The 19,672-nt window shown below is 71.7% G+C and carries 17 protein-coding genes and 1 pseudogene; 12 read left to right on the top strand and 6 right to left on the bottom strand.

Annotated elements, in window-relative coordinates; genetic code table 11:
* Positions 1-12: 12 nt before the first annotated feature.
* The 3 genes from rapZ (at position 13) to whiA (ending at position 3,145) form a co-directional block, all read left to right on the top strand.
* Positions 13-879: an RNase adapter RapZ gene (gene rapZ / locus AB0I79_RS29985; RefSeq protein WP_185103353.1), complete on the top strand. Its 867-nt coding sequence runs from the start codon at positions 13-15 to the stop codon at positions 877-879.
* A 299-nt stretch (positions 880-1,178) separates the two neighbouring features.
* Complete coding sequence (yvcK, locus tag AB0I79_RS29980; RefSeq protein WP_357879763.1) at positions 1,179-2,093, top strand: uridine diphosphate-N-acetylglucosamine-binding protein YvcK; 915 nt, start codon at positions 1,179-1,181, stop codon at positions 2,091-2,093.
* A gap of 71 nt (positions 2,094-2,164) precedes the next feature.
* Entirely contained in the window at positions 2,165-3,145 is a 981-nt protein-coding gene (whiA, locus tag AB0I79_RS29975) for a DNA-binding protein WhiA (protein ID WP_138670245.1), read from the top strand.
* 327 nt (positions 3,146-3,472) lie between these two features.
* Here whiA and AB0I79_RS29970 read toward each other — a convergent pair whose 3' ends face one another.
* Positions 3,473-4,105: a hypothetical protein gene (locus AB0I79_RS29970; RefSeq protein ID WP_357879657.1), complete on the bottom strand. Its 633-nt coding sequence runs from the start codon at positions 4,103-4,105 to the stop codon at positions 3,473-3,475.
* A 184-nt stretch (positions 4,106-4,289) separates the two neighbouring features.
* Here AB0I79_RS29970 and gap point away from each other — a divergent pair, with 184 nt between their 5' ends.
* From gap to AB0I79_RS29945, 5 genes are all read left to right on the top strand, one after another.
* Positions 4,290-5,294: a type I glyceraldehyde-3-phosphate dehydrogenase gene (gap, locus tag AB0I79_RS29965; RefSeq protein WP_357879655.1), complete on the top strand. Its 1,005-nt coding sequence runs from the start codon at positions 4,290-4,292 to the stop codon at positions 5,292-5,294.
* A 26-nt stretch (positions 5,295-5,320) separates the two neighbouring features.
* Complete coding sequence (locus tag AB0I79_RS29960; protein WP_357879652.1) at positions 5,321-6,508, top strand: phosphoglycerate kinase; 1,188 nt, start codon at positions 5,321-5,323, stop codon at positions 6,506-6,508.
* Positions 6,509-7,291: a triose-phosphate isomerase gene (gene tpiA, locus AB0I79_RS29955; protein WP_357879650.1), complete on the top strand. Its 783-nt coding sequence runs from the start codon at positions 6,509-6,511 to the stop codon at positions 7,289-7,291.
* 99 nt (positions 7,292-7,390) lie between these two features.
* Positions 7,391-7,621: a preprotein translocase subunit SecG gene (gene secG, locus AB0I79_RS29950; RefSeq protein ID WP_185103359.1), complete on the top strand. Its 231-nt coding sequence runs from the start codon at positions 7,391-7,393 to the stop codon at positions 7,619-7,621.
* A gap of 74 nt (positions 7,622-7,695) precedes the next feature.
* Positions 7,696-8,040, top strand: coding sequence for an RNA polymerase-binding protein RbpA (locus AB0I79_RS29945; RefSeq protein ID WP_185103360.1), 345 nt, complete (start codon positions 7,696-7,698; stop codon positions 8,038-8,040).
* 53 nt (positions 8,041-8,093) lie between these two features.
* On the opposite strand, the gene AB0I79_RS29940 is transcribed toward AB0I79_RS29945, so the two are convergent.
* Both AB0I79_RS29940 and AB0I79_RS29935 read right to left on the bottom strand, forming a co-directional pair.
* Positions 8,094-9,695: an amidohydrolase gene (locus tag AB0I79_RS29940; RefSeq protein ID WP_357879647.1), complete on the bottom strand. Its 1,602-nt coding sequence runs from the start codon at positions 9,693-9,695 to the stop codon at positions 8,094-8,096.
* Positions 9,696-9,709: 14 nt separating this feature from the next.
* Entirely contained in the window at positions 9,710-11,086 is a 1,377-nt protein-coding gene (locus AB0I79_RS29935) for an FAD-dependent oxidoreductase (protein WP_357879644.1), read from the bottom strand.
* 108 nt (positions 11,087-11,194) lie between these two features.
* On the opposite strand from AB0I79_RS29935, the gene AB0I79_RS29930 reads away from it, so the two are divergent.
* Positions 11,195-12,220, top strand: coding sequence for a GNAT family N-acetyltransferase (locus AB0I79_RS29930; RefSeq protein WP_357879640.1), 1,026 nt, complete (start codon positions 11,195-11,197; stop codon positions 12,218-12,220).
* Between the two features lie 219 nt (positions 12,221-12,439).
* Here AB0I79_RS29930 and AB0I79_RS29925 read toward each other — a convergent pair.
* Positions 12,440-12,889 (bottom strand): annotated as a pseudogene (locus AB0I79_RS29925) (Clp protease N-terminal domain-containing protein); the annotation flags it as partial.
* 73 nt (positions 12,890-12,962) lie between these two features.
* Between AB0I79_RS29925 and AB0I79_RS29920 the strand changes: the two are divergent.
* Positions 12,963-13,736: a hypothetical protein gene (locus AB0I79_RS29920; RefSeq protein ID WP_357879637.1), complete on the top strand. Its 774-nt coding sequence runs from the start codon at positions 12,963-12,965 to the stop codon at positions 13,734-13,736.
* 86 nt (positions 13,737-13,822) lie between these two features.
* Here the strand turns inward: AB0I79_RS29920 and AB0I79_RS29915 are convergent, their stop codons facing one another.
* Both AB0I79_RS29915 and AB0I79_RS29910 read right to left on the bottom strand, forming a co-directional pair.
* Positions 13,823-15,106, bottom strand: coding sequence for a glycosyltransferase (locus AB0I79_RS29915; RefSeq protein ID WP_357879634.1), 1,284 nt, complete (start codon positions 15,104-15,106; stop codon positions 13,823-13,825).
* Positions 15,103-15,537, bottom strand: coding sequence for an RICIN domain-containing protein (locus AB0I79_RS29910; protein ID WP_357879631.1), 435 nt, complete (start codon positions 15,535-15,537; stop codon positions 15,103-15,105). The genes AB0I79_RS29915 and AB0I79_RS29910 overlap by 4 nt, the downstream gene beginning before the upstream one ends.
* 401 nt (positions 15,538-15,938) lie before the next feature.
* On the opposite strand from AB0I79_RS29910, the gene AB0I79_RS29905 reads away from it, so the two are divergent.
* Both AB0I79_RS29905 and AB0I79_RS29900 read left to right on the top strand, forming a co-directional pair.
* Positions 15,939-18,185 carry a hypothetical protein gene (locus AB0I79_RS29905; RefSeq protein WP_357879628.1) on the top strand — a complete coding sequence of 749 codons (2,247 nt, stop codon included), beginning with the start codon at positions 15,939-15,941 and terminating at the stop codon, positions 18,183-18,185.
* Positions 18,182-19,660 carry a glycosyltransferase gene (locus tag AB0I79_RS29900; RefSeq protein ID WP_357879625.1) on the top strand — a complete coding sequence of 493 codons (1,479 nt, stop codon included), beginning with the start codon at positions 18,182-18,184 and terminating at the stop codon, positions 19,658-19,660. Before AB0I79_RS29905 ends, AB0I79_RS29900 begins: the two co-directional genes overlap by 4 nt.
* The last annotated feature ends 12 nt before the right edge of the window (positions 19,661-19,672 follow it).

Here is a 19,672-nt window from a genome sequence, read left to right as displayed (position 1 = left end):
TGAGGTGGGGCGATGAGCACCGAGCCCGCGTTCGTCATCGTCACCGGCATGTCCGGGGCCGGGCGCAGCACCGCGGCCAAGGCCCTCGAGGACCTGGGCTGGTTCGTCATCGACAACCTGCCGCCCGGGCTGCTGTTCGCGATGGCCGAGGAGGCCGGCAAGGTCAAGCTGGCCGCCGACAAGGTCGCGGCCGTGGTCGACGTGCGCAGTCTGGCGTTCACCACCGATCTCAACGCGGCCATCGAGGAGCTCGAAGGGCGCGGCGTCCGCGTGCGCGTGGTGTTCCTGGAGGCCAGCGACGAGGAGCTGGTGCGCAGGTTCGAGAACGTGCGCAGGCCCCACCCCCTCCAGGGCGAGGGGCGGCTGGTCGACGGCATCACCCGGGAGCGGGGGATCCTGCGCGAGGTGCGCGCCAACGCCGACCTGGTGATCGACACCTCCACGCACAACGTGCACGACCTCCGCAACAAGATCGTCGCCTACTTCGGCGGGGAGGACCGGCCGGGGCTGCGGCTCAACGTCGTGTCGTTCGGGTTCAAGTACGGCCTGCCGGTCGACGCCGATCTCGTGGTCGACTGCCGGTTCCTGCCCAACCCGCACTGGGTGCCCGAGCTGCGGCCGATGAACGGGCTTGACCCCGCGGTCAGCGACTACGTGCTCGGGCAGCCGGGGGCCAAGGAGTTCCTCGACGCCTACGAAGAGGTCCTGCAGGTGGTCGCGGCCGGATACACGCGCGAGGGCAAGAGCTACGCGACGCTCGCGGTCGGCTGCACGGGCGGCAAGCACCGCAGCGTGGCCATGGCCGAGCAGGTGGCCGCCCGGCTGCGCGACCGCGGGATGGAGGTCCAGGTGAGCCACCGGGATGTGGGGCGGGAGTGACCGATGAAGGCTTCGAAGCTGCTCTGCCGCGTCCGGTAGAGGGTCGTTCGGAACATGCGCCGGGTTCGGTGGCACGCGGCGAGGAAGGGCGCGCGCCCGCGAACACGGACGCGTCCGGGGACGTGGGCGCATCCGGGAACGCGGGTGCGGCCGGGGACGCGGGTGCGCCGGGAAACGTGGGCGCGCCGGGAAACGCGCCCGCGCCCGCGTCCGGGGACGCGGGCGGCGGCGGCGAGGTTCGTGCGGCGGACGGGCGGGCGGCCGGCGGGACGAGGTATGCCGGGTTCGGGCCGTCCGTCGTGGCGCTCGGTGGCGGGCACGGGCTGTACGCGTCCCTTTCGGCATTACGGATGGTCACCGACCGGTTGACCGCCGTGGTCACCGTCGCCGACGACGGCGGGTCCAGCGGGCGCCTGCGCCGGGAGCTCGGCGTGCTGCCGCCCGGCGACCTGCGCATGGCGCTGGCCGCGCTCTGCGGCGACGACGAGTGGGGCAGCACGTGGAGCGAGGTCGTCCAGCACCGCTTCCGCAGCGAGGGCGACCTGCACGGCCACGCCGTCGGCAACCTGCTCATCGTCGCGCTGTGGGAGCTGCTCGGAGACCCCGTGGCCGGGCTCGACTGGGTCGGGCGGCTGCTGGGCGCGCACGGCCGCGTGCTGCCGATGGCCTCGGTGCCGCTCGACATCGTGGCCGAGGTGGAGCTCGACGGCGTCATCTCGACCATCCGCGGGCAGGTGGCGTGCGCCCTGACCCCCGGCCGGGTGCAGGCCATCTCCCTGGTGCCCGAAGACCCGCCGGCGCGGCCCGAGGCGGTTGCGGCGGTGCAGGAGGCCGACTGGGTCGTGTTCGGGCCCGGATCGTGGTTCACCAGCGTGCTGCCGCATCTGAAGGTTCCCGAGCTGGCCAGGGCGCTGCACGCGACCAGGGCCAGGCGGCTCGTCACGCTCAACCTCGCCCCGCAGCCGGGCGAGACCGACGACTTCTCCCCCCAGCAGCATCTGGAGGTGCTCAGACAGCACGCCCCCGATCTGTCGATCGACGTCGTGCTCGCCGACACCGGGGTGGTGGACGACCCCGACGCCTTGGAGAAGGCCGCCGCCGCGCTCGGCGCGCGGCTCGTCATGGCCGACGTCGCGGCCACGGACGGCTCGCCGAGGCATGACCCACGACGTCTTGCCTCCGTCCTGGACGAGATTTTCCTCTCGAAGCGTTGATCCTGGTCGGCGTGGCGCGAAGGTGCGAGAGACTCGGAGGAGCCGGTCTGAATGGGGGAGAGGACTAACGCATGGCGATGACAGGTGTGGTGAAAGACGAGCTGAGCCGCCTGCCGGTGCTCAAGCCGTGCTGCCGGAAGGCGGAGGTCTCGACGTTGCTGCGGTTCGCCAGCGGCCTGCACCTGGTGGGCGGGCGCATCGTGATCGAGGCGGAGCTCGACACCAACGCCACCGCACGGCGGCTGATCAAGGACATCGGGGAGGTGTTCGGCCACAAGGCGGAGGTGCTCGTGCTCGCGCCCGCCGGGCTGCGCAAGGGCTCCCGCTACGTGGTGCGCGTCTACCGCGACGGTGAGGCGCTGGCCCGGCAGACGGGCCTGATCGACAACCACGGCCGCCCGGTGCGCGGCCTGCCCCGCCAGGTGGTGGCGGGGGCCGCCTGCGACGCGGAGGCGGCCTGGCGCGGCGCCTTCCTGGCGCACGGCTCGCTGACGGAGCCGGGGCGGTCCATGTCGCTGGAGGTCACCTGCCCGGGGCCGGAGGCGGCGCTGGCGCTGGTGGGCTCGGCGCGGCGGCTGAAGATCCACGCCAAGGCGCGCGAGGTGCGCGGCGTGGACCGGGTCGTGGTGCGCGACGGCGACGCGATCAGCGCGCTGCTCACCCGGCTCGGGGCGCACGACAGCGTGCTGGCCTGGGAGGAGCGGCGGATGCGCCGCGAGGTGCGCGCCACCGCCAACCGGCTGGCCAACTTCGACGACGCCAACCTGCGGCGCTCGGCGCGGGCCGCGGTGGCGGCGGGCGCGCGGGTGCAGCGGGCGCTGGAGATCCTGGGCGACGAGGCGCCCGACCACTTGGTGGTGGCGGGGCGGCTGCGGGTGGAGCACAAGCAGGCGTCGCTGGAGGAACTGGGGCAGATCGCCGACCCGCCGCTGACCAAGGACGCCATCGCGGGGCGCATCCGGCGGCTGCTGGCGATGGCCGACAAGCGGGCGTCGGATCTCGGCATCCCGAACACCGAGGCGAACCTCACCGTGGACATGCTCGCCCCGTAACTGGGTGATCTTTTTTCTGTTACGGCAGGCCCGGGAGGGCCCACCCGACGTACGTGGCTGGGCCCTGTCCAGGGAGACGCTCCTGCGGTGGAGGTGGCGGGCCGCCGTGACGCGCGCACAGTGGGCCGTGGGCGTGGTGACCCGGTCACCGTGCGGCGATGGGCCGGATCGCCGGCCGTAAGCGCAGCGGGCACGTAGGGGAGGCGTGCTCCGCGCCGTGTGGCGGCGATCGGTGGGGTGATCTCGCACACTCTGCCGGTGCGCGCTTGGCGTGGTGCGGCGCCAGGTCGTTGGGGTGGCCGGCCTTGGACGGTGTGCGGTGGGATGTCAGTCCCTGGCCGGGTTGCGGGGGGTGAAGAGGTCCGCCGCCGGCTTGGGGGTGGGCTGCTGGGCGGGCTCGAACGGGGCCCGGTACTCCGGCTCCTGCTCCGCCTGCGCCGCGGCCTCTTCGGCGCGCTGTGCCCGGCGGACGCGGGTGACGCGGAGGGCGACCAGGGCGAAGGCGGCCAGGGCCGCCACGGCGATGCACAGCCAGGCCGCCCCCGTCTCCGTCAGCGTGCCCCGGTACAGCGACAGCGCGCCCCCCAGGCCCGCGTTGAGGTTCTCCAGGGTGACGTCCCCCATGCCGGCCGGGGAGCGGTCCGGCGTGCGCAGGGCGGCGCCGTCCATGACGGCCTTGCCCGTGACCTGGCCGGCCGCCACCGCGCCGCCCGCGTACAGCGCGGCGATGGGGAGCAGGAGGAGGCTGCGCGGGCGGGCGGCGCCGATGGCGAGCGCCACCACGACGGCGATCAGCAGGGACAGCGCGAGCGAGACGGGCAGCCCGCCGCCGAACGACATGACGGCGCCCGGCAGGCGCTGCTGGAACAGGATGGCCGCCCCCAGGCCGGCCGCGCAGACGAGTGCGGCGAGCAGGCCCGCGAGGAGCCCCCAGAGTAGGCCGGACCGCTTATGTGACATCTCAGCCCCCAGAGAATGCACGAATTTACTCCGACGAGTCGGGCACTTTACTCGAACCTCGCAAAACGTGTCGCCAGAACGGTGATTCACACCTCGGGACCTGCAGTGGTCTAAACCAATTTGGGTCCGATAAGGTTCGTGATTGAGGTTTCAGCCCGCCATCTGTTCGAGGAGATCGGTTCCCGTGAGCATCCGCGTAGGCGTCAACGGCTTCGGCCGCATCGGTCGCAACTTCTGGCGCGCTGTCGCCGCCAGCGGCAAGGACATCGAGATCGTCGCGGTCAACGACCTGACCGATACCGCGACGCTCGCGCACCTGCTGAAGTACGACAGCATTCTGGGCCGCCTGCCCTACGAGGTGAAGGCGTCGAGCGACGAGATCACCGTCGACGGCAAGGCGATCAAGGTCTTCGCGGAGCGCGACCCGGGCAAGCTGCCCTGGGGCGAGCTCGGCGTCGACGTCGTGCTGGAGTCCACCGGTCTGTTCACCGACGCCAGCAAGGCCAAGGTGCACGCCGACAACGGCGCCAAGAAGGTCATCATCTCCGCCCCGGCGAAGAACGAGGACGTCACCGTCGTCATGGGCGTCAACGAGGGCACCTACGACGCCTCCCAGCACACCATCGTCTCCAACGCGTCCTGCACCACCAACTGCCTGGCGCCGCTGGCCAAGGTCCTTCACGACACCTTCACTATCGAGAAGGGTCTGATGACCACCATCCACGCCTACACGCAGGACCAGAACCTGCAGGACGGCCCGCACAAGGACCTGCGCCGCGCCCGCGCCGCCGCGCTCAACGTGGTGCCCACCTCCACCGGCGCCGCCAAGGCCATCGGCCTGGTTCTGCCCGAGCTCAAGGGCAAGCTCGACGGCTTCGCCATGCGCGTGCCGATCCCCACCGGCTCGGCCACCGACCTCACCGTCGAGGTCGGCCGCGAGGTCACCGTCGAAGAGGTCAACGCCGCGTTCAAGGCGGCCGCCGAAGGCCCGCTCAAGGGCATCCTCACCTACACCGAGGACGAGATCGTCTCCTCCGACATCGTGACCGACCCCGCGTCCTGCATCTTCGACGCCGGGCTCACCAAGGTCATCGGCAACCAGGTCAAGGTCGTCGGCTGGTACGACAACGAGTGGGGCTACTCCAACCGTCTCGCCGACCTGATCGAGCTCGTGGGCCGCGGCCTCTGAGCGCACGGCTGAACGGGAGCATGAGCATGCGCACGCTCGACGATCTCGACGTGAAGGGGCGGCGCGTGCTCGTGCGCGCCGACCTCAACGTCCCCCTCGACGGGGAGACGATCACCGACGACGGCCGTATCCGCGCGTCGGTGCCGACCATCAAGACCCTGGTGGAGCGCGGCGCCCAGGTCGTCGTCTGCGCCCACCTGGGCAGGCCCAAGGGCAAGGCCGACCCGAAGTACTCGCTCAGGCCCGTGGCGGCGCGCCTGGGCGAGCTGCTCGGCCAGGACGTGGCCTTCGCCACCGACGTGGTCGGCGACAGCGCCAGGAGCACGGTCGAGGCCCTCCAGGACGGCCAGGTGGCCCTGCTGGAGAACCTCCGCTACGAGCCGGGCGAGGAGTCCAAGGACGACGCTGTGCGGGGCGAGTTCGCCGCGAAGCTGGCCGGGCTGGCCGAGCTGTACGTCGGCGACGGCTTCGGCGCGGTGCACCGCAAGCACGCCAGCGTGTACGACGTGCCCAGGCTGCTGCCGCACGCGGCGGGCGGGCTCGTCGTGGCCGAGGTCGAGGTGCTGCGGAGGCTGACCGAGGACACCGAGCGGCCCTACGTGGTCGTGCTGGGCGGCGCCAAGGTCTCCGACAAGCTCGGCGTCATCGCCAACCTGCTGACCAAGGTCGACCGGCTGCTGATCGGCGGCGGCATGGCGTACACCTTCCTCAAGGCCCAGGGCCACGAGGTCGGCAACTCGCTGCTGCAGGAGGACCAGCTCGACGAGGTGCGCGGCTTCCTCGACAAGGCCGAGCAGCGCGGCGTGGAGCTCGTACTGCCCGTGGACGTGCTCGCGGCGGTCACCTTCGCCGCCGACGCCGACCACGACGTGGTCGAGGCCACGGCCATCCCGGCCGACCGGGAGGGGCTGGACATCGGGCCGAGGACGCGCGAGCTGTTCGCCTCGAAGCTGGCCGACGCCAGGACGGTGTTCTGGAACGGGCCGATGGGCGTGTTCGAGTTCGACGCGTTCTCCGGCGGCACCAGGGCGGTTGCCCAGGCACTGATCGACTCCGGCGCCTTCACCGTGGTGGGCGGCGGCGACTCGGCGGCGGCCGTGCGCAAGCTGGGCCTGCCCGAGGACGGCTTCTCGCACATCTCCACCGGTGGCGGGGCCAGCCTCGAATACCTTGAGGGCAAGACCCTTCCCGGACTCGCGGCTCTGGAGGACTAGTTGACTCAGCGCAAGCCGCTCATCGCCGGCAACTGGAAGATGAACCTCAACCACTTCGAGGCCATCAAGCTGGTCCAGAAGCTGGCCTTCGCGCTCAACGACAAGGACTTCGACAAGGCCGAGGTCGCCGTCCTGCCGCCGTTCACCGACCTGCGCAGCGTCCAGACCCTGGTCGACGGTGACAAGCTCAGGATCGTCTACGGCGCCCAGGACCTGTCCCAGTACGACGCGGGCGCCTACACCGGCGAGGTGTCGGGCGCCATGCTGGCCAAGCTGGGCTGCACGTACGTGACGATCGGGCACTCCGAGCGCCGCCAGTACCACGGCGAGGACGAGGACCTGGTCAACGCCAAGGTGCAGGCCGCCTACCGGCATTCGGTGACTCCCATCCTGTGCGTGGGGGAGCCGCTGACGGTGCGTCAAGAGGGCGGCCACATCGCGTACTGTCTTGCCCAACTCGACGGGGCGCTGCGCAAAATCAGCGCCGAGCAGGCAAAATCGATAGTGGTGGCCTACGAGCCGGTGTGGGCGATCGGCACCGGCGAGGTGGCCACCCCGGAGGACGCCCAGGAGGCGTGCGGAGCGTTGCGAATGAGACTCGCTGAGCTCTACGACGCCGAAGTGGCCTCTGGGATCCGTATCCTTTACGGAGGCTCGGTCAAGTCAGGCAATATCAAGGGGATCATGGCTCAGGCGGATGTCGATGGCGCTCTCGTGGGCGGTGCCAGCATCGACGCCGACGAGTTCGCGAAGATCTGCCGATTCTCCGATATGCCGGGCTAACTGAGCCGTTCTGGGGGTGCGACTTGACATCAGGTCGTACCCTCAAGAGGCAAGTCTGAATCGTCACGCGTAACAGAGCATTGAAGGAACAGGCATACCGTGGAACTCGGAATCTCTATCGCCCTCATCCTGGCGAGCCTTCTCATGATCCTGCTCGTCCTGCTCCACAAGGGCAAGGGTGGTGGCCTGTCTGACATGTTCGGCGGCGGTTTCTCGTCGAACTTCGGTGGTTCCTCGGTGGTGGAGCGCAACCTCGACCGGCTGACCGTGATCACGGGCACGATCTGGTTCGTCTGCATCATCGCTCTCGGCCTGCTCATGAGGCCCTGAGCAACAAAGTTAACGCGTGACAGTGATTCTCCCCCCGTGTCTGTACGCGGGGCGATCGAGCGAGGAGTTCATCCGTGGGTAGTGGCAACGCGATCCGTGGCAGCCGAGTCGGCGCCGGCCCGATGGGGGAGGCCGAGCGCGGCGAGGCGGCTCCGAGAGTGCGGGTCTCGTTCTGGTGTGCCAACATGCACGAGACGCGCCCCAGTTTCGCCAGCGACGCGGCGGTCCCCGAGACGTGGGACTGCCCCCGTTGCGGCCTTCCTGCCGGACAGGACGAGTCTGCGCCGCCTGCCCCGCCGAAGAACGAGCCGTACAAGACGCACCTGGCTTACGTGAAGGAGCGCAGGAGCGACAAGGACGGCAAGGCGATCCTCGAGGAGGCACTGGAGCGCCTGCGCAACAACAAGTCCCCCTGGTAGTACAGGCGTGGACGAAGGGCCCCGGGAGTCGTTCCCGGGGCCCTTCGCCGTGTTCAGGGTCGTTCGTGGACCGGTTCGCCGTCCACGAACGTCATCCGGACCTGCGTGGTCCAGATGTCGCCCGGCGGGAGCTCGAACGGGTCGCGGTCGAGCACCACCAGGTCGGCCGGGCGGCCCGGCTCGATGACGCCGGCGGGCGAGCGGTTGATCCAGGCCGACCCCGCCGTGTACGCGGTCATCGCCGTGGCCAGGTCGATGCGCTGGCCGGGCAGGAACGGGGTCTGCGCGGTCGGGTAGTCGGCGTGCACCGAGCTGCCCGGCTCGGTGCGGTTGACGGCCACGTGCATTCCCTGCAGCGGGTCGGCGTTCGAGACCGGCCAGTCGCTGCCCGCGCAGAACCGGGTGCCGTGCGCCAGCAGGTCCGCGAACGGGTACTGCCACGACGAGCGCGGCTCGCCGAGGTAGGGCAGCGTCAGCTCGTCCATCTGGGCGTGGTGGGTGGCCCACAGCGGCTGCAGGTTGGCCGTGACGCCGAGCGCGGCGAAGCGCGGCACGTCGGAGGGCTCGATGATCTGCAGGTGGGCGATGTGGTGCCGGTTGGCCGGGTCGGTGCCCGCCAGGCTGTCGAGCGCCTCGCGCACCGCGCGCTCGCCGATGGCGTGGAAGTGCACCTGGAAGCCGTGCCGGTCCAGCTCGGCGACGTACTCCCTGAGCTTGCCCGGGTCCACGTACGACAGGCCCGTGCCCCCGCACAGGCAGTACGGCTCCAGCGTCGCGGCCGTGAAGTTCTCCGTGATGCCGTCCTGCATGATCTTGACCGAGGTGGCGCTGAACCGGTCGAGCCCCTCGGCGGAGGCCCGGCGCGCCACCAGGTCCTCGATCTGCTCGGCGCCCCGCGTGCGGTCCCACCACAGCGCGCCCACCACGCGGGCCCGCAGCTGCCCGGAGCGGGCCGCCGCCAGGTAGGTGGGAAGCTGGTCGTCGGAGCCCGCGTACGAGCCCACGATGGCGTCCTGCCAGCCCGTGATGCCCAGCGAGAACAGGTGCCGCTGCGCGTCCGCCAGCGCGTCGTGAAGGTCCTGGGCGGTCGGGCGCGGGGTGAGCAGGCCGACGAGGTCCATGGCGCCCTCGTGCAGGACGCCGGTGGGCTCGCCGGCGGCGTCGCGCTCGATGCGGCCGTCGGCCGGGTCGGGGGTGTCGCGGGTGATGCCGGCCCTGGCGAGGGCGGCGGTGTTGACCCAGGCGGCGTGGTGGTCGCGCTGGATCAGGTAGACGGGACGGTCGAGGAAGTCGAGCTGGTCGCGGTGGGGAAGGCCGCCCGGGAATGCCGACATGTCCCAGCCGCCGCCGTCGATCCATTCTTTATCAGGATTGTTTGCGGCATAGTCGGCGATCTTTTCCACGTACGCGTCAAGGCCGAATACCTCTGACAAATCGCACTTTGCCCGTTCGAGCCCGGCCTGTACCGGATGCATGTGCGCGTCGATGAAACCCGGCGCCAGCAGACCGCCGTTCAGATCCACCGTCTCGTGCGGGTGCCGCGCCAGCTCTCTCTCCGGGCCCACGGCGGCGATCACGCCGTCGCGCACCAGAACGGCCTGCGCCGCCACGCCCTGCGGGGTGAAGACGCGGCCGCCTCGGAAGAGGATGTCCATGGGGGGTGTCCCTTCTAGTGTCCCGTGATCAGGTCGGCGAAGCGGGCCAGCACCGAGGTGCGCGGCATCGTCCGCTCCCGGTGGTCGGCCACCCGGTACAGGCGGTACATCGTGTGCACGCCCAGCCACCGCAGCGGCTCCGGCTCCCAGGAGCGCACCCGGCGGCCCACCCAGGGCAGCGACGTCAGCTCCGTCTCCTCGCCCAGTATCAGGTCGCGCAGCGTGCGGCCGGCCAGATTGGTGGTGGTCACGCCGTGTCCGGTGTAGCCGCCGGCCCAGCCGAGGCCGGTGGCCGGGTCCACGTGCACGGTCGAGCACCAGTCGCGCGGCACGCCCAGCACGCCGGACCAGGCGTGCGCGATCGAGGAGGAACGGGCGGCGGGGAAGAAGTCGGTCAGCAGCCGCCACAGCGCCTCGACCGTCCACTCGTGGGTGTGGCCGCGGGCGTCCACGCGCGAGCCGTACAGGTAGGGGCGGCCGCGCCCGCCGAAGGCGATGCGGTCGTCCGCGGTGCGCTGGGCGTACATGTAGTAGTGGGCCATGTCGCCGAGCAGCTCGGCGCCCTGCCAGCCGACCTCGTCCCAGAACGACGCGGGCAGCGGCTCGGTGACGATCATGGAGCTGTTCATCGGGAGCCACTGCCGGCGCAGGTGGGGCAGGCGGGCCGTGAAGCCCTCGGTCGCGCGGATCACGTGGCCCGCCGACACCGTGCCGTACGGGGTGACGGCCCGGTGCGGGGCGATCTCGGTCACCGGGGTGCGCTCGTAGATGGGCACGCCGAGGTCGCGTACGGCCCTGGCCAGCCCCTGCGCCAGTTTGGCCGGCTGGATGCGCGCGCAGTGGGGGCTCCAGGAGGCCTCCAGGGCTCCGGCGACGCGTACGTGGTCAGCGGGGTCGACCAGGCGCAGATCGGCCTCCTCGATGCCCCAGGGGCGGGCCGAGGCCACGCTCTGGCGCAGCCGGGCGGCCTGGGCGGGGGTGCGGGCCACGTTCAGCACGCCGCCCTTGACCAGGTCGCAGTCGATGGACTCCGTCTCGCAGACCCTGATGACCTCGTCGATCGAGGCGTACATCTCGCGCTGCAGCCGCCGTGCCCCCGCGCCGTAGCGCTCGTGCGAGCCCGCCAGGTCGCCGGTCAGCCAGCCGCCGTTGCGCCCCGACGCGCCGAACCCGGCGAACTCCTGCTCCAGCAGCACCACGTTCATGGACGGGCGGGCGCGCTTGAGGTAGTACGCGGTCCACAGGCCGGTGTAGCCGGCGCCGACGACGGCCACGTCGGCCTGGAGGTCGCCGTCGAGCCGGGGGCCGGGGACGGGCAGGCCGGCGGACCGGTACCAGAAGGACACGTCGCCGTTCACGTACTCGGACGACAAAGGAACACGCACGCTCATGGCGACATATCCTCCTATATCGGGATAAGTCGGCGCATCTTGCGACGAAATACGCAATGAAACACGTCGTTAGCGGCCGTGTAACAGCCGCCGGGCATGCTCGGGTGCATGGGATTCTTGCGCATCCGCACCACGGTGGACGAGCGACCCGGCCGGCTGGCCTCCCTGGCGGCGGCCCTGGCCCACAGGGGCGGCAACATCCTCGGCCTGAGCGTACAGTCCGACACCGACGGAACCGTTGACGAGTTCGTCGCCGACATCCCCGCCCACCCCGAGACCGTGCGCGAGGCGCTCGAAGCCGCCGGGGGCCGCAACGTCAGGGTGGTGCCGGCCACCGCCCACGAGCTGACCGACGAGCCCACCAGGGCGCTGCTGCTGGCCTCCAGGCTGCGCACGATGCCGTGGCGGCTGCCCGAGCTGCTCGCCGAGCTGCTGCGCGCCGACGACGCGCGGTGGGTCTATGGTGAGGCCGTGAGTGATCTTCCCGACCCGACGCAGCTCGTCGTGCCGGTGGCGCCGCGCCGGGCGGTCCGGCTGCGCCGCGCCGAGCTGCCGTTCACCCTGACCGAGGCGGCCAGGGCGGCCTCCTTCGCCCGGCTCGCCCAGCCCGCCACCGAGCGGAACGGCACCGCGGAGCGGGCGATCAAGCTCGCCGACGGCGTCGAGGTCACCGTCCGGCCGCTCACCTCGATCTACCGCGAGGCCGTGCGCGACCTGCACGACAGGTGCTCGCCGGAGTCGCGCAGGTTCCGCTACTTCACCTCCATGCCCGCGCTGCCGCCCCGCATGTTCGACAAACTCTGCGACAGGAACAGGGGATACTCGCTGGTCGCCGGGCACGACGGGCAGGTCGTGGGCATGGCCAACCTCATGTTCAGCAACGACCCCGGCACCGCCGAGATGGCCTTCCTGGTCGAGGACCGCTGGCAGGGGCGCGGTCTGGGCACGGAGATGGCCAGGATGCTCGTACGGGCGGCCCGCGACCTCGGGTACGCCGAGGTCAGGGCCACCATGCTGGCCGACAACGCGCGCATGCGCCGGCTGCTGCTCTCGCTGGGCGCCACGCTCGGCTACACCGAGGACCCCGGCGTGATCGAGGCACGGCTGCCGGTCGGCGCGATGGTGTCAGCCTAGGGCCCGGCCCTCGCCCTCACCCTCGCCCCGGCCCTCGCCCTGGCCCTCGTCGTCGCCCGCGCCGGCCCTGCCGCCGGGCGGCTGCTCCCGCTTGATGCCCAGGTGGCGCTCGATGCGGTCGAGGCTCTCCTGGATCTGGGTGAGCCGCTCGCTCAGCATGGAGCCGCCCGCGAAGAACATCTCGGCCGGGCGCTCCTTGGAGCCGCGGCCCACGCGGTCCAGCACGCGCTGGCGCACGTCGGGCAGGTCCGCCCCCGCGTCCACCAGCGCCTGGGCGGCCAGGCCCTCGCCCTCCCTGATCAGCCCGAGCAGGATGTGCTCGGTGCCGATGTAGTTGTGCCGCAGTTGCAGCGCCTCGCGCAGCGACAGCTCCAGGACCTTCTTGGCACGCGGCGTGAACGGGATGTGCCCCGCCGACGCCTTGGCGGCGGACTGGCGCGTGCCGCTGGGCGCGGCCGGGTCGCGGCCCACCTCGCGCTCGACGAAGGCGCGCACGTGGTCGAGCTCCACGCCACAGCTGTCGAGCACCAGCGCGGCAAGTCCCTCACCCTCGTGGATGAGGCCGAGCAATATGTGCTCCGTGCCGATGTAGTTGTGGCTCATCATCCGCGCCTCCTCCTGGGCGAGGACGACGACCCTGCGCGCACGGTCGGTGAAGCGTTCGAACACCGGATGCCTCCGTTCGGCTGGGGCTGCCTCCACTATGCGCTAGGAAACCGCGCATGTGGGGTATTTGTCCTGTGTGGATCTTGACGAGGTGGCGGACCGGCTCTACGCGCTGCCGCCGTCCGAGTTCACCGCCGCACGCACGGCCGAGGCCCGTGCGGCCAAGGACGCGGGCGACGTACGGCTCTCGCGCGAGATCGCGCGGCTGCGCAAGCCGACGGTGTCCGCCTGGGCGGTGAACCGGCTCGCCCGCGAACATCCCGGCGAGCTGGCCGAGCTCCTCGACGTGGGGGAGCGGCTGCGGGCGGCCTGGCAGGAGCAGGACGCCGGCGCGCTGGCGGAGCTGACCCAGCGAAGGGGCGAGGTCGCCGCCAAGGCGGGCCGGCTCGCCAGGCAGGGGGGCGGCCTGTCGGCGGCGGCCGGCACCGAGGTGGACCAGACGCTCGACGCCGCGCTGGTGGACGCCGGGGCGGCCGCGGAGGTGCGCCAGGGGCGCCTGGCCAAGCCATTGCAGTACAGCGGGTTCGCGCCCGCGCCCATCCCGCGCGCGCCGGTCTCCCGGAGGAGGCGCAGCGCGGAGGAGCGGGCCGAGGACGAGGCTGCGCAGGCGCGCGCCCGTGAGGAGGCCGAGGCCAGGAAGGCTCGCGAACGCCAGGAGGCGGAGGCGGCGCACCAGGAGTGGCTGGGGGAGCTGGAGGCCGCCCGCGCGGAGCACGACGAGCGGGCGGAGAAGGTCGCGCGGCTGGAGAAGAAGCTGGCCAAGGCCCGCAAGAAGCTGGACGAGGCCCGTCAGCGGCTGGAGGTGACCCAGCGGGAGGAGCGGCACGCCCGGCAACGCCTGGAGCGCTAGAAGCCGGGGCGTGGCACACCCGGCAGCGCCAGCGGATACACGGGCCGCCCGGCAGCGCTAGCGGGTACGCGGGCCGCCCGGCGGCGTCAGACGGGGGATCGGAAGCGGTGGCGGCGGGCTATCCGGCGGCATGCCATCCGGCGGTGCGCGTTGCGGCGGCGGCGCGTCCATGACCGTTGCCGGGTCCTCCTGCTCCCGGCGATCCAGCGGGACAGCGCGAGCGGGTCATACGCGGCGAGCACCGCGCCCACCTCCGCCGCCCGTCCCGCGGCTGCCGGCACCGCCAGCACGGCGGCGGTGGTCAGGGCGTACACCATGGAGAAGCGCGCCGCGGAGCGCACGCGCACGGCGGCGCGCCTGAGCCGGGTGACCGTCCACCGGCGCGGGACCGCGCCGCTCACCAGGAAGGTCAGGGCGACGGCGCCGAGGTTCGTGGCGGCGGGGGACCAGATCTCGCGCAGGCTGAGGTAGACCAGCGCGTACAGCGCGCAGGAGACCGCGTTGACCATGGCGAACGACAGGAACGTGGCCTCGCGGGGCCGGGCGACCACCGCGTCAGGATGCGTGGGCGTCGGCTCCGGCCGCGCCACCTCCACCCGGGCCCGCCCCCTGGAGATCGACCAGGCGACCCTGGCCAGGCCCTTGAGGTCGTCGATGGCGGTCCTGACGACGCGTACCCGCGAGTCGGTGTCCTCGATCCAGTCGACCGGCACCTCGTGCACCCGCAGCCCGTTGTGCTCGGCCAGCAGCAGCAACTCGGTGTCGAAGAACCAGGAGTCGTCCTCGACCTTGCCCAGCAGCGGCCTGACCACGTCCGTCCTGGCGGCCTTGAACCCGCACTGCGCGTCGCTGAACCGGACCCCGAACCCGTGCCTGAGCAGGGCGTTGTAGCCCCGCGACACCACCTCGCGGCGCAGCGAGCGGCGCGTGCGCGCGCCGGGTGCCAGGCGGGTGCCGACGGCGAGCTCGGAATGGCGGCTGGCCACCGAGGCGACCAGCGGGAACAGGGCGTCGAGGTCGGTGGACAGATCGACGTCCATGTAGGCGACGATGTCGGCCGAGCTGTCCTGCCAGGCCGCCCGCAGCGCCGCGCCCCGGCCGCGGATGCCCAGCCGCCGGGCGTGCACCTGCTCCAGCTCCGCGGCCAGCGCGGTGGCGACCCGCCAGGTGCCGTCGGTGCTGCCGTTGTCCACGATCGTGATCCGCCACGGCAGCGGGAACGCGTCGAGGTAGGCGGCCAGCGTCCGGACGCAGCCGGGCAGCGCGCGCTCCTCGTCAAGCACGGGGATGACGATGTCCCCGCTGGCCAGCGCGGCTGCAGGCGCAGGGTCCTGCGCCTGCAGCCGCCGGCGGGCCGGCGCGTTGCTCACATGCCGGACCACGGCTCGGACGCGAGGTGGAAGCGCTGGTTCACGCCGCCGTGGCAGCGGAACTGGATGATCGGCGCGCCGTCGTTCAGGCTGCCTTCGCGCACGTCCAGGCACTTGCCGGCGAAGGTGCGGATCTCCACGCGGCCGCGGCTGGCCGGCGCGAGCTGGAAGCGCTGGTTGGGGTTGAGGTGGCAGCGGAACTGGACGATCGGCGCGCCGTCGTCGGCACTGCCGTGCAGGACGTCGAGGCACTTGCCGTTGAAGGTCTGGATCGCCACCGAGCCGTCGGGCAGGTGGCGGATCCTGAAGCGCTGGTGGACCTCCTCGTCGCAGCCGAACTGGATGATCGGGGCCCGGTCCTCCGCGCTGATGCCGGCCACGTCGAAGCACTTGTCGGCGTAGGTCTGGTTAGCGCTCGGCGACGTGAACATCGCGAATATCGCGGAGTCATGCTAACTGCGAGCACGTGAATTCTCCGGATGCACACGCCCTGTTTCCGGGGTGTGTCCGCGATCGCTACGGCATTCTGCATAAAGCGGACATCTATCGACCTGTGCGGACAATACGAGTCTTTGCCAGGCTTTGAGGGGCGATATCACGGCTCTGAGCTGCGACAACAGTGATAATCGGTGTCGGTTGGGCGGTACGGGCAAATCTTCCGGCCCCGTGAATCTGGCGACCTGTGGCCTTTTCGAATCGCATGGTTGGAGAGACATGACTTGTAGAGATGTGCGCGTTCTGCGATTCGGGGCGATGGCGAGCTTGCGCGTTAATCTCGGATATTTCCGTCTGGCATTCACCGCCGGCGCGGCGCGGAGGCGGTGAGCATCGCATGCCGTCCCAGGAGCATCCGCCAGGCCTGAACCCGGTGGGGAAGGACGACGGCGTCGCCGTGGTCTTCCCCGCGCGCTCCCGGCCCGAATGCCTGGAACACGAAGTCGAATCGCTGCTCGCCACGCTGGCGGAGGCGGGTCTGGAGCACCGGATCGTCATCGTCGGCGAGCCCCGTGGCGTCCCCGGCGCCCTGGACATGCTGGCCTCGCGCTATCCCGACCGCGTCCTGACCGTGCCGCACGAAGGTGAGCCGGATTCGGCGGAGGCCGAGCGGGCAGGCGTGCTGGCCGCGCTGGAGCGCACCGACATGCGCAGGCTCGTGCTGGTCGGGCCGGGCGACCGGATCCACGCCGCCGACCTGCCCGTGCTCCTGCGCGTGCAGCGCGAGGAACGGGCCGACGCCGTGGTCGGGACGCCGGAGCGGGCGCGGTCACGCACCCGCCGCGCCACCGTGCTGCCCTGGGCCGCGTGGGACCGCCTGCTGCCGAGGAGCCGCGCGCGGGGCGGCCTCTGCTCCTACCGGCTGCTCGACCGGTGGCTGCTGGAGGAGTGGGGCCACGGCGGGACGGCGCGGCCCGCGTCCCTGGCGTCGGCGCGGGGAGACGTGCGGATCGTCGAGCTCCCGCTGTCCCGGCAGGGCCGTGCTCCGGCGCCGCGCGCCGTCTCACGGGCCAGGGCGGGCCTCAGCCTCGGCGCGCGCCGCCCGGCCTGGCGGATGCCGCGGGACCCGGTGCTCGCCCTGGTGACGGCGGCGAGCGTGGTGCTGTCGGTCCTGGCCTGCCTGTACCACCTGGACCTGGGCTCCGTGCTGGCCTACAACGACAGCGGCTCGCACCTGCTCATCGCCCGCCGGGTCATCGACAGCCCGACCCCCGGGCTGGCCCAGCTCGGCGGCGTCTGGCCGCCGCTGCCGCACCTGCTGGCCCTGCCCGTCGTCTGGCACGACGCGCTGTTCTACTCGGGGCTGGCGGGCTCGCTGATCTCGATGGCCTCGTACGTGGTGACCGTGCGGTACGCGTACCTGATCGCCGCCGGGACGGCGGGCGCCGAGCGCGCGCGCCGCAGGGCGGCCGGGGTCACGGCGGCCGGGCTGCTCGCGCTCAACCCCAACGTGCTCTACCTGCAGAGCACCCCGATGACCGAGTTGCTGCTGTTCGCCTGCATCGCCGCGGCGGTGCACCACCTGGCGCAATGGTGCCGCACCGGACGGCACACGCAGCTCGCGATCGCCTCGGCGGCGACGCTGCTGGCCACGCTGACCCGCTACGAGGGCTGGGTGCTGGCGGTGGCCATGACGGCCGTGGTGGGGTACGTCTCCTTCCGCCGCTGGCGCGATCTCGCCCGGCTGGAGGCACACCTGATCTTCTTCGGGGTGGCGGCGTTCGCCGGGATCGCGGGCTGGGTGGCCTGGAGCTGGCTGATCTTCGATGACTGGCTGTACTGGCACTCCGGCGAGTACGCCAAGCCGGCGCTGTGGGTCTCGCCCGACGACCCGAACATCGGCGCGCTGGGCGTCGCCGCGAGCACCTACGCCCACGCCATGGCGCACGCGCTCGGCCTCCTGACACCGCTGGCGGGCGCGGCCGGAGCGCTGGTGTACGCCTGGCGGCGCCGGCTCCGGGTGGAGGACGTGGCCCCGTACACGCTGCTGATCTTCGTGCCGTTCTTCGTCCTCGCCCTGTACCTGGGCCAGCGCCCGCTCCACGTGCCGGAGGTGCACGGCAGCTTCTACAACGTGCGCTTCGCGCTGGTGATGGCGCTGGGCGCCGCGGTCTTCGCCGGCTACCTGGTGTCGCTCGCCCCGCCGCGGGTCCGCTGGGCCCGCGCCGCGCTGGCCTGCGGCATGATCGCCACCGTCGTGGCGGTGCCCGGCACCGCGACGCTCGCCGAGCCGATGAGCTGGCACGCGGGCCGCGACGAGCGCGCCGTCGCGCGGGCGGTGGACTGGTGGCGGCGCCACTACGACGGCGGGCTGGTGCTCATGGAGAACCACGGCAACGAGATCGCCGCCTTCGACTCCCGCATCCCGCTGGGGCGGATCGTCTACGAGGGCAGCTTCCGCCTGTGGGAGCAGGCGCTGCGGGATCCGGCAGGCGAGGGGATCGGGTGGATCTACGCGCGCACCGCCCCGGGCAGGGAGGACCGGACCTGGCGCGCGCTTCGCGACCGGCCCTCGCTGACGCATGACTTCACGCTGGTCTACCGGGACGCCGTCCAGCACATCTATCGGAGGCGAGTGTCATGACCACGCCACCTCGCGAGCGAGCCGGGCACGCGAGCATCGGCGTCCTCGACGCGGAGCTCAGCGCCAGGCGCCTGCTCAGCCGCGGGCAGGCCGCCTGCGCCGTCCTGGCGTTGGGGGTGATCGCCGTCGCGCTGCTCGCGCACCTGGCGTTCGGGTGGGGGCCGTCGCCGCTGTGGTGGTGCCAGGCCGCCGTCGCGCTCGCCACCGCGGTCTACCTCCTCGTGCTCGTCTTCAAGACGGCCGTCGTGCTGGGAGCGTGGGGAGCCTCGGTCATCGATCCGGACGAGGCCGGCCTGCACCGGCTGTCCGGCGGGTCACTGCCGTCCTACACGGTGCTGGTGCCGCTGTACCGCGAGGCCGCGGTGCTGCCGTTCCTGCTGGAGCGCCTGGCGAGGCTCGACTACCCGGCCGAGTCCCTGCAGATCCTGCTGCTGATCGAGGAGGACGACGACGAGACCCGCGCGGCGCTGCCGGAGCTGGGCGCGCCGTTCGAGGTGGTGCTCGTGCCGCCGTCCACGCCGCGGACCAAGCCGAAGGCGTGCAACATCGGGCTCGCCCGGGCGCGCGGCGAGTTCGTGGTGGTCTACGACGCCGAGGACCGGCCAGAGCCCGACCAGCTCCGCAAGGCCGTGCTCGCCTTCCGGGCGCTGCCGGGCAGGGTGGTCTGCGTCCAGGCCGAGCTCCAGTACTGGAACCCCTGGACGAACTGGCTGACCCGCTGCTTCTCCGCCGAGTACGCCACCCACTTCAGCCTCATGCTGCGCGGGCTCGACCGCTACCGGCTGCCGATCCCGCTGGGCGGCACCTCCAACCACTTCCGCACCGACGCGCTGCTCGCGCTGGGCGGCTGGGACCCGTACAACGTCACCGAGGACGCCGACCTTGGCATCCGCATCGCCCGGCGCGGCTGGGACGTGCGCATGATGGTCTCGGTCACCGAGGAGGAGGCCAACAGCCGCCTGGGCAACTGGATCCGCCAGCGCAGCCGCTGGATCAAGGGCTACCTGCAGACCTGGCTCGTCCACACCCGGCACCCGGTGCGCCTGTGGCGGCAACTGGGGACGAAGCGGACCCTCGCCTTCCATCTCACGATGGGCCTGTCCACGCTGACCACGCTGGCGAACCCGTTCTTCTGGGGGCTGACGCTGCTCTACCTGTGCACCGGCACCCGGTACGTGCAGGCGTTCTTCCCGCCCGTCTCGCTCTACTGCGGCGCCGCGGCCATGGTGATCGGCAACTTCCTGATGGTCTACTGCATGATGGCCGGCTGCCTGGAGCGCGGGCTCTTCCCGGCGGTCCGGGCGATGTTGTCCATCCCGCTCTACTGGGCGCTGATGAGCGTGGCCGCCTACAAGGCGTTGTGGCAGCTCGCCAGGCCGGACCGGCGCCACTTCTGGGAGCTGACCGAGCACGGCCTGGTGGACGGCGGCCCTCTCGGGGACGACGACGAGGATCTTGAGCCGGCGCTCCGCTGAGGTATGGTGTAC

Origin of the sequence: Nonomuraea sp. NPDC050202, assembly GCF_040656115.1 — a bacterium.
GTDB lineage: Bacteria > Actinomycetota > Actinomycetes > Streptosporangiales > Streptosporangiaceae > Nonomuraea.
The sequence above is the reverse complement of the archived record's forward strand: the minus strand, read 5'-3'. Positions and strand labels throughout refer to the sequence as shown.

Coding starts and splice junctions, on each gene's coding strand:
- AB0I79_RS29930 (WP_357879640.1), top strand. CDS start 11,195: ATGGGATTCTTGCGCATCCGCACCACGGTGGACGAGCGACCCGGCCGG.
- AB0I79_RS29900 (WP_357879625.1), top strand. CDS start 18,182: ATGACCACGCCACCTCGCGAGCGAGCCGGGCACGCGAGCATCGGCGTC.
- whiA (WP_138670245.1), top strand. CDS start 2,165: ATGGCGATGACAGGTGTGGTGAAAGACGAGCTGAGCCGCCTGCCGGTG.
- AB0I79_RS29935 (WP_357879644.1), bottom strand. CDS start 11,086: ATGAGCGTGCGTGTTCCTTTGTCGTCCGAGTACGTGAACGGCGACGTG.
- AB0I79_RS29940 (WP_357879647.1), bottom strand. CDS start 9,695: ATGGACATCCTCTTCCGAGGCGGCCGCGTCTTCACCCCGCAGGGCGTG.
- rapZ (WP_185103353.1), top strand. CDS start 13: ATGAGCACCGAGCCCGCGTTCGTCATCGTCACCGGCATGTCCGGGGCC.
- AB0I79_RS29905 (WP_357879628.1), top strand. CDS start 15,939: ATGCCGTCCCAGGAGCATCCGCCAGGCCTGAACCCGGTGGGGAAGGAC.
- AB0I79_RS29970 (WP_357879657.1), bottom strand. CDS start 4,105: ATGTCACATAAGCGGTCCGGCCTACTCTGGGGGCTCCTCGCGGGCCTG.
- AB0I79_RS29960 (WP_357879652.1), top strand. CDS start 5,321: ATGCGCACGCTCGACGATCTCGACGTGAAGGGGCGGCGCGTGCTCGTG.
- AB0I79_RS29910 (WP_357879631.1), bottom strand. CDS start 15,537: ATGTTCACGTCGCCGAGCGCTAACCAGACCTACGCCGACAAGTGCTTC.